The organism is Streptomyces griseorubiginosus (assembly GCF_017614965.1).
In the GTDB taxonomy this organism is placed as follows: domain Bacteria; phylum Actinomycetota; class Actinomycetes; order Streptomycetales; family Streptomycetaceae; genus Streptomyces; species Streptomyces griseorubiginosus_B.
In genome coordinates, this window is record NZ_WVUG01000377.1 from 1 (window position 1) to 7667 (window position 7667).

The window sequence follows — 7667 nt, forward strand, 5'->3', positions numbered from 1 at the left end:
CCCCGAGCAGCACCCCGTCCAACAAGCCGAGCAACTCCCCGTCGAACACGCCCAGCAGCACCCCGTCCAACACCCCGAGCAGCACCCCGTCCAACACCCCGTCGCCCCCGGTGGACCCGCTGAATCCGAACGACGGCCTGTAGACGGCGAGAAGAAGGGGCGCCCGGTGATCACACCGGGCGCCCCTTCCTCGCTTCGTCAGCTCGGTACGGCCGTCTTGCTGAGCTCGAACCAGACGACCTTCCCCGTGCTCAGCCGCGTGGCCCCCCACCGCCGCGCCAGCCGGTTGACGAGGTACAGCCCGCGGCCGCCCTCGTCGGTCGCCCGGGCCTGACGCAACCGCGGCAACTGGGGCACGTCGTCGCCCACTTCGCAGCGCAGCACGTCGGTCCGCAGCAGCCGCAGGGTGACCGGACGCGACGCGTACCGCACCGCGTTCGTGACGACCTCGCTCACCAGCAGCTCGACCGAGTCGCTCAGGTCCTCCATGTCCCAGCGCGCCAGCGCCCGCCGGGCGAGGCGCCGGGCACGGCCGGGGGCCGCGTCCTCCGGTTCCAGGAACCAGTACGCCACGTCACTCGGCGCGATCCCGTCGAAGCGGGCCGCGAGCAGCGCGATGTCGTCGTCCCGGTCGCCCGGGCCGAGCATGTCGAGCACCTCGTCGCACAGCGCCTCCAGCGGCGGCGGATGGTCCGGCCCCGTCAGCGCCGCGGTCGCGGCGAGCTTCTCGCGCAGCTGCTCTATGCCGGTCCACACGTCCCGCAGCCGGGACTCCACCAGCCCGTCGGTGTACAGCAGCAGCGTCGCCCCGGCCGGCGCGTCCAGCTCCACGGCCTCGAAGTCGACGCCGCCGACGCCGATCGGCGCGCCCGGCGGCACCCGCAGCACCTCGGCCCGCCCGCCCAGATGCAGCAGCACCGGCGGCGGATGGCCCGCGTTGGCGATGGTGATGCGGTGCGAGACGGGGTCGTAGACGGCGTACAGGCAGGTCGCCATGCGGTCCGTGCCGAGGCGCTGGGCCTGCTCGTCGAGGTGGTGCAGGACCTCCTGCGGGGGCAGGTCCAGTCCCGCGAGGGTCTGGGCCGTCGTGCGCAGCTGGCCCATGATCGCCGCCGACGTCATGGAGTGGCCCATGACGTCACCGACGACCAGCGCGACCCGGCTGCCCGGCAGGGGGATCGCGTCGTACCAGTCGCCGCCCACGCGTGCCGTCTCCGCGGCCGGCAGATAGCGCGAGGCCAGCCGGACGCCCGTCGGGCGCGGGAGGGTCTCCGGGAGCATCGTGCGCTGCAGCTCGTCGGCGATGTACGCCTCGCGGCCGTACAGCACCGCCTTGTCGATGCCCAGCGCGCTGTGCGTGGCCAGCTGGGCGGCGACCAGCAGGTCGTCCGGCTCGAAGGGGATGCGCTCCGGGCGGCGCAGGAACAGCGCGGCGCCGATCACCCGGCGCCGGCCCCGCAGTGGGGCGAGGATCGCCCGCTGGCCGCCGGGCACGGCCAGTTCACCGCCGTCGCCGAGGAGTTCGGGCAGCGCGGCGTGGGCGCCGGGCGCGTCCGTGAAGACCGGCCGCACCCCGCGCAGCACCTCCGCGAGCGCGCTGCCGGGCCGTACCTCGCACAGCTCGGCGCCCAGCGTGTCCAGCTCCGACAGCTCGGCCGGTTCCGGCTGGAGCGCCGGTGAGAAGCCCTCGGTGTCCCGCTCGGTCGGGATGCGGTCGGTGCGCCGCAGCCGCAGCACCAGCGGGCCCGTGGGGCGCTCGTCGCCGACCGGCAGCGGATCGCGCAGATAGACCAGGATCGCGTCGGAGAACGTCGGCACGGTCGCCCGGCACAGCCCCATGACGATCTCGTCCAGGTCGATGCCCCGGGCGATCCGCCGGGTCGCCGCGCCCACGAACCTGAGCCGGTCCCCGTCCCGCCGCATGGGCGTGGGCCGCCCGGGCGGCAGCCCCTGTCCGGTACGGCGCTCGGGGCCGTCCTGCGGCCGGTCCGGCTCGGTGCCCGGCTGGGCCGGGATGGACTCCGGCACGGGCCGCGGGCGATGGGTGTCGGATTCCACGGCCGCGGGCTGGGAGTGCTCGGGGCCGCTGATGTCGGAGGGCGAGGCCGGTTCCTTTCCCTTGCCGCACGGCGTGGCCGTACCCGGCGTCGACGGTGTCTCCCCGGTGCGTGCCTGTGCGGGTAAGGCGGCCGAGGGCGTGGCCACCGGCGCCTGGGTGTGCAGGAGCGCCCCGCGGGCGTCCGCGGGGTCGGCGCCCGGCTGCGGGCGCTCGAAGGAGATCGGATGCTCCGTCACGCGTGTCGAATCCGTCCGTCCGGGGCTGCGCGCCGTACGCGCGGTTGGTCCCGCCGAAATCCCGATACCCGGAATACATGCACCCGGAACGGAATTCCCGCGTGGTCAGAGGATGTTCCTGTGCCACCGGCGAACCGTTCACGGCCCGTTCCGGTGTTGCCCTCGTACCCCTCGCTCACGTCCTGCCGCCCCTCGGTGACGATCGGTCAAGCCCAGCGCATGCTCCGACAGTTGCTTCCGCGCGCCCACCCGTCACCCGACCACCGCCCCTCGACGACGGTGCTGCGCACCGACCCCTGACCACTTTGCGGAGGACGATCCTACGGTTGCGGACCGGGGGCGCATCAAGGGTCTCATGTGGACACGTGCGCGGGCGTACGGTCCCAGTCCTCCGGCAACGAAGGTACAGCCCAGGACGGATCCGGGCGCCAGTGCTGCCAGCCGTCGCTGTACGGCGGGCCCCAGGCGCGGATCACCTCCACCGCGGACAGCCCCGCCCGGCGTACCTGTTCGGCCACGTGGTCGTCCATCAGCCCGTCCTGCCGGGCCTGTGCGAACTCGTCCTCGTCGCGCCAGGCCCAACTGCGGTCGGGATACACACAGATGTCCAGGAAGTGGTCCTCGGAGTCGACTCCGCCGGCCCAACGCTCCAGCGGCGTCTCAAGGTTGACGTACCAGTTCTTGAACCGCCAGCCCGGCTCCCAGAACAGCCACACCGACCAGGGCTCGCCGGGCCGGGCCAGCTTCAGCACGCCCGTGCCGAACCAGCGGTCGAGCTGGACGGTCCGGGGCTTGGTGTACCGCGAGCGCAGCGGCTCCTGGTGCACCGGTGTGCCGTCGGCGAGCACCGGTCTCACGCACTCCGTGCCGGGCGCAAGCCAAACGGCCAGCAGTTCGGCGTCGTCCCGGACGACGGTGACGGGACGCGCGATGTGGACGCGATCGCCGGCGTTCTCCCGGTACCGCCACAGGACCTGTGTCCCGGGGGCCCAGAAGCCCGTCGCTCCGCCCGCCACGCCCGTACTCACCGCTCCACCGTCCGTCATGCACAGATATTAGGTGCCGCAGGCATACGACGCTGCGGCGCGCGTCACGGTTCTCGCCACGGCGACGATCGGTTACGGGCGCGTCATCCGCAGGACATCCAGCGCCTCGTCGAGCTGCTGTTCGGTCAGGTCGCCGCGCTCCACGTACCCGCTCTCCAGCACCACCTGCCGGATCGTCTTCCGCTCCGCCAGCGCCTTCTTGGCGACCTTCGCGGCCTCCTCGTACCCGATGTACTTGTTCAGCGGCGTCACCACGGACGGCGACGACTCGGCGTACTCGCGGGCCCGCTCCCGGTTCGCGGTGATGCCGTCCACGGTGCGGTCGGCGAGCAGCCGGGAGACGTTGGCCAGCAGCCGGACCGACTCCAGGATGTTCTTCGCGATCACCGGCAGCATGACGTTCAGCTCGAAGTTGCCGGCCGCTCCGGCGGTGGCGACGGTGGCGTCGTTCCCGATGACCTGCGCGGCCACCATGAGCACCGCCTCCGGGATCACCGGGTTGACCTTGCCCGGCATGATCGAGGAACCGGGCTGGAGGTCGGGCAGCGCGATCTCGGCGAGCCCGGTGCGCGGGCCGGACGACATCCACCGCAGATCGTTGGCGATCTTCGTCAGCCCGACCGCGATGGTCCTGAGCTGCCCGCTCGTCTCGACGATGCCGTCGCGCGCGCCCTGCGCCTCGAAGTGGTCGCGGGCCTCGGTCAGCGGCAGCCCGGTGACCCGGGCGACCTCCTCGATGACGGCCGCGGAGAACCCGGGCGGGGTGTTGATGCCGGTGCCGACGGCGGTGCCGCCCAGGGGCAGCTCGGCGAGCCGGGGGAGCGAGGCGCGCAGCCGCTCGACGCCGTACCGGATCTGGGCCGCGTACCCGCCGAACTCCTGACCGAGCGTCACGGGCGTCGCGTCCATCAGATGCGTCCGCCCCGACTTCACGACGTCCGCGAACTCCTCCGACTTGCGCTCCAGCGAGCCGGCCAGGTGCTCCAGGGCCGGGATCAGGTCCCGGGTGACGGCGGCGGTCGCGGCGATGTGGATGGAGGACGGGAAGACGTCGTTGGACGACTGCGAGGCGTTGACGTGGTCGTTGGGGTGGACGTCCCGGCCCAGCCGCTCGCTCGCCAGCGTGGCGACGACCTCGTTGGTGTTCATGTTGGACGAGGTGCCCGAACCCGTCTGGAAGACGTCGACCGGGAAGTGCTCGTCCCAGTCGCCCCGGGCGACCTCCGCGGCCGCCTCCTGGATCGCCTCGGCGATGTCCTTGTCGAGCACCCCGAGCCGCGCGTTCACCTTCGCGGCGGCGCCCTTGATCCGGGCGAGCGCCTCGATGTGGGCGCGCTCGATGTGCTGGCCGGAGATGGGGAAGTTCTCGACGGCGCGCTGGGTCTGCGCCCGCCACTTGGCCTCGGCGGGGACGCGTACCTCACCCATGGAGTCGTGCTCGATCCGGTATTCGCTCATGTTCCGTACAGCGATCCGGAGGGCGGGGATGTTCCGGCCGCTGGGCCACCCGGGGGTTGTGACCCACGTCTCACCGCGGCCGTGCAGCAGACCGGGGGGCGTGCGCGTCGAGGACGGGTGACAGGAAGGGAGGAGCGTGTGGAGACGGACTTCGACGCTTTCGTCGCCGCCCGGTCGGCCGCGCTGTTCCGGGGTGCCCTGGTGCTCACGGGCAACCGTGACACGGCCGAGGACCTGGTCCAGGAGACCCTGGAGCGGGCCTGCCGCAAGTGGCGCGCGATCTCGGCCAAGGACGCCCCCGACGCCTATGTGCGGCGGATCATGGTGAACCTGGCCAACGACCGCTGGCGCAGGTTCCGCAGGACCGTGCCGGACAGCGGCGACCGCGTGGCGCCGGGGGACGAGTACGGACAGGTCGACAGCAGGGACCAGTTGGTGCGCGCGCTGCAGCAACTGCCCATGCGGATGCGGACGGTCGTGGTGCTGCGGTACTTCCACGACCTCTCCGACACCGAGATAGCGGTCGACCTGGACATCTCCCCGAGCACGGTGCGTTCGCAGCTGGCCCGGGGGATCGAGAAGCTGAGAAGCCAGTTCCCCGCACTCTCCGACCCTTCGCCACGGCAGCCCCAGGGAGGAATCCGATGACGTCGCACGAGGCGCGGTCCTCCGGCTGCGCACCCTTCGAAGAGGAACTGGTGAACGCCATGAACCGCTACGCTAACTCCGCCGACGCGCCCGACTTCGACGCGCCCGGCATCGTCCGCCGCACCCGGCGCAGGCGGGCCGTCGGCATCGCCGCGGTCGCCACCGCGCTGATCGTCGCGGGCGGCGGCACGGCCCTGGCCGCGATGTCGGACGGCACCGGCCACCGGGCTCGGCCCGCGGCGAGCCGTACGGCGGCGTCCACGAAACACGACGCCGCCACCGTGCTGTACGGCTTCCACGGCGACGACAAGAACCCCCTCCCGATCGACTTCTACGGCTGGGACCTGCAGGGCTTCAAGTCATACATGGAGAAGACCCAGATGAAGCTCGGTACGGTCTCCAAGCGGCCGGTCACGGGCTGCAAGCCGGGCAGTGTCATCGTGGTCAGCCCGCACACCCCCAAGATCGTCAAGGCCGGCGACACGATCAACGTGGTCCTCTGCTCAGGCTGACGTGAGACGCCCGCCCCTGCGCCAATCAGGGGCGGGCGCCCGTCCGAGAGGTCAGGCCAGACCCGGCCCGCGCACCGGGATCGACGTGAACGTCGGCTGCGGGGCCGGGTCCTGGAAGAAGTCGTTGCCCTTGTCGTCCACCACGATGAACGCCGGGAAGTCCTCGACCTCGATCTTCCAGACGGCCTCCATGCCGAGCTCCTCGTACTCGACGACCTCGACCTTCTTGATGCAGTCCTGGGCGAGACGGGCGGCCGGGCCGCCGATGGAGCCGAGGTAGAAGCCGCCGTGGGTGCCGCAGGCGTCCGTGACCTGCTTGCTGCGGTTGCCCTTGGCGAGCATCACCTTGGAGCCGCCCGCGGCCTGGAACTGCTCGACGTAGGAGTCCATGCGGCCGGCGGTCGTCGGGCCGAAGGAACCGGAGGCGTAGCCTTCCGGGGTCTTCGCCGGGCCCGCGTAGTACACCGGGTGGTCCTTCAGGTACTGCGGCATCTCCTCGCCGGCGTCCAGGCGTTCCTTGATCTTGGCGTGCGCGATGTCACGGGCCACGACCAGCGGACCGGTGAGCGAGAGGCGGGTCTTCACCGGGTACTTGGTGAGTTCGGCGAGGATCGACTCCATCGGCTGGTTGAGGTCGATCCTCACGACGTCCGAGGACTCGTCGAGGTGCTCGTCGGTCGTCTCCGGCAGGAAGCGCGCCGGGTCCGTCTCCAGCTGCTCCAGGAAGACGCCCTCGGGCGTGATCTTGGCGAGCGCCTGGCGGTCGGCCGAGCAGGAGACGGCGATGGCGACCGGGCAGGAAGCGCCGTGCCGCGGCAGCCGGACGACCCGTACGTCGTGGCAGAAGTACTTGCCGCCGAACTGCGCGCCGATGCCGATCTTCTGCGTCAGCTCGAAGACCTTCTGCTCCAGCTCCTTGTCCCGGAAGCCGTGCCCGAGCTCGGAGCCCTCGGCCGGGATCTCGTCCAGGTAGTGCGCGGAGGCGTACTTGGCGGTCTTCAGCGCGTACTCGGCGGAGGTACCGCCGACGACGATCGCCAGGTGGTACGGCGGACAGGCGGCCGTGCCCAGCGAACGGATCTTCTCCTCCAGGAACTTCATCATGGAGGCCTCGTTCAGGACGGCCTTGGTCTCCTGGTACAGGAACGACTTGTTGGCGGAGCCGCCGCCCTTCGCCATGAACAGGAACTTGTAGGCGCCGCCGTCGGTCGCGTACAGCTCGATCTGGGCGGGGAGGTTGGAGCCGGTGTTCTTCTCGTCCCACATGGTCAGCGGGGCCATCTGCGAGTAGCGCAGGTTCAGCCGGGTGTAGGCGTCGTAGATGCCCCGGCTCAGGGCCTCCTCGTCGCCGCCCCGGGTGAGGACGTTCTGCCCGCGCTTGCCCATGACGATCGCCGTGCCGGTGTCCTGGCACATCGGCAGCACGCCCGCGGCCGCGATGTTGGCGTTCTTCAGCAGGTCCAGCGCGACGAACTTGTCGTTGGCGGACGCCTCGGGGTCGTCGATGATGCGGCGGAGCTGGGCGAGGTGGGCGGGCCGCAGGTAGTGCTGGATGTCGTGGATGGCCTCCTCGGCGAGCTTGCGCAGCGCCTCCGGCTCCACCTTGAGGAACGTCCGCCCGTCGGCCTCGAAGGTGGAGACACCTTCGGAGGTCACCAGCCGGTAGGGGGTGGTGTCCTCTCCCATGGGGAGCAGATCGGTGTATGCG

6 protein-coding genes are annotated in these 7667 nt (G+C 71.3%); 2 read left to right on the forward strand and 4 right to left on the reverse strand.

From position 1 onward, the window contains the following. Positions 1 to 198 precede the first annotated feature (198 nt). From GRC12_RS39390 to GRC12_RS39400, 3 genes are all read right to left on the reverse strand, one after another. Positions 199 to 2295, reverse strand: coding sequence for a SpoIIE family protein phosphatase (locus GRC12_RS39390; protein ID WP_208785268.1), 2097 nt, complete (start codon positions 2293 to 2295; stop codon positions 199 to 201). A 353-nt stretch (positions 2296 to 2648) separates the two neighbouring features. Then, positions 2649 to 3341, reverse strand: coding sequence for a cytidylyl-2-hydroxypropylphosphonate hydrolase (gene fomD / locus GRC12_RS39395; RefSeq protein ID WP_208785269.1), 693 nt, complete (start codon positions 3339 to 3341; stop codon positions 2649 to 2651). Positions 3342 to 3413: 72 nt separating this feature from the next. Then, the gene (locus GRC12_RS39400; RefSeq protein WP_208785270.1) at positions 3414 to 4799 is read right to left on the reverse strand and encodes a class II fumarate hydratase; all 1386 of its coding nucleotides are present in this window, start codon (positions 4797 to 4799) and stop codon (positions 3414 to 3416) included. A 138-nt stretch (positions 4800 to 4937) separates the two neighbouring features. Between GRC12_RS39400 and GRC12_RS39405 the strand changes: the two genes are divergently transcribed. Both GRC12_RS39405 and GRC12_RS39410 read left to right on the forward strand, forming a co-directional pair. After that, positions 4938 to 5447 carry a SigE family RNA polymerase sigma factor gene (locus tag GRC12_RS39405; RefSeq protein ID WP_208785271.1) on the forward strand — a complete coding sequence of 170 codons (510 nt, stop codon included), beginning with the start codon at positions 4938 to 4940 and terminating at the stop codon, positions 5445 to 5447. Continuing rightward, positions 5444 to 5959 (forward strand): hypothetical protein, encoded by a 516-nt coding sequence (locus tag GRC12_RS39410; RefSeq protein WP_208785272.1) that lies wholly within the window; start codon positions 5444 to 5446, stop codon positions 5957 to 5959. Before GRC12_RS39405 ends, GRC12_RS39410 begins: the two co-directional genes overlap by 4 nt. Before the next feature lie 51 nt (positions 5960 to 6010). Here the strand turns inward: GRC12_RS39410 and GRC12_RS39415 are convergent. Continuing rightward, a partial coding sequence (locus GRC12_RS39415; protein ID WP_280117584.1) for a fumarate hydratase occupies positions 6011 to 7667 on the reverse strand: 1657 nt, incomplete at its 5' end.

Coding starts and splice junctions, on each gene's coding strand:
- GRC12_RS39400 (WP_208785270.1), bottom strand. CDS start 4,799: ATGAGCGAATACCGGATCGAGCACGACTCCATGGGTGAGGTACGCGTC.
- fomD (WP_208785269.1), bottom strand. CDS start 3,341: ATGACGGACGGTGGAGCGGTGAGTACGGGCGTGGCGGGCGGAGCGACG.
- GRC12_RS39410 (WP_208785272.1), top strand. CDS start 5,444: ATGACGTCGCACGAGGCGCGGTCCTCCGGCTGCGCACCCTTCGAAGAG.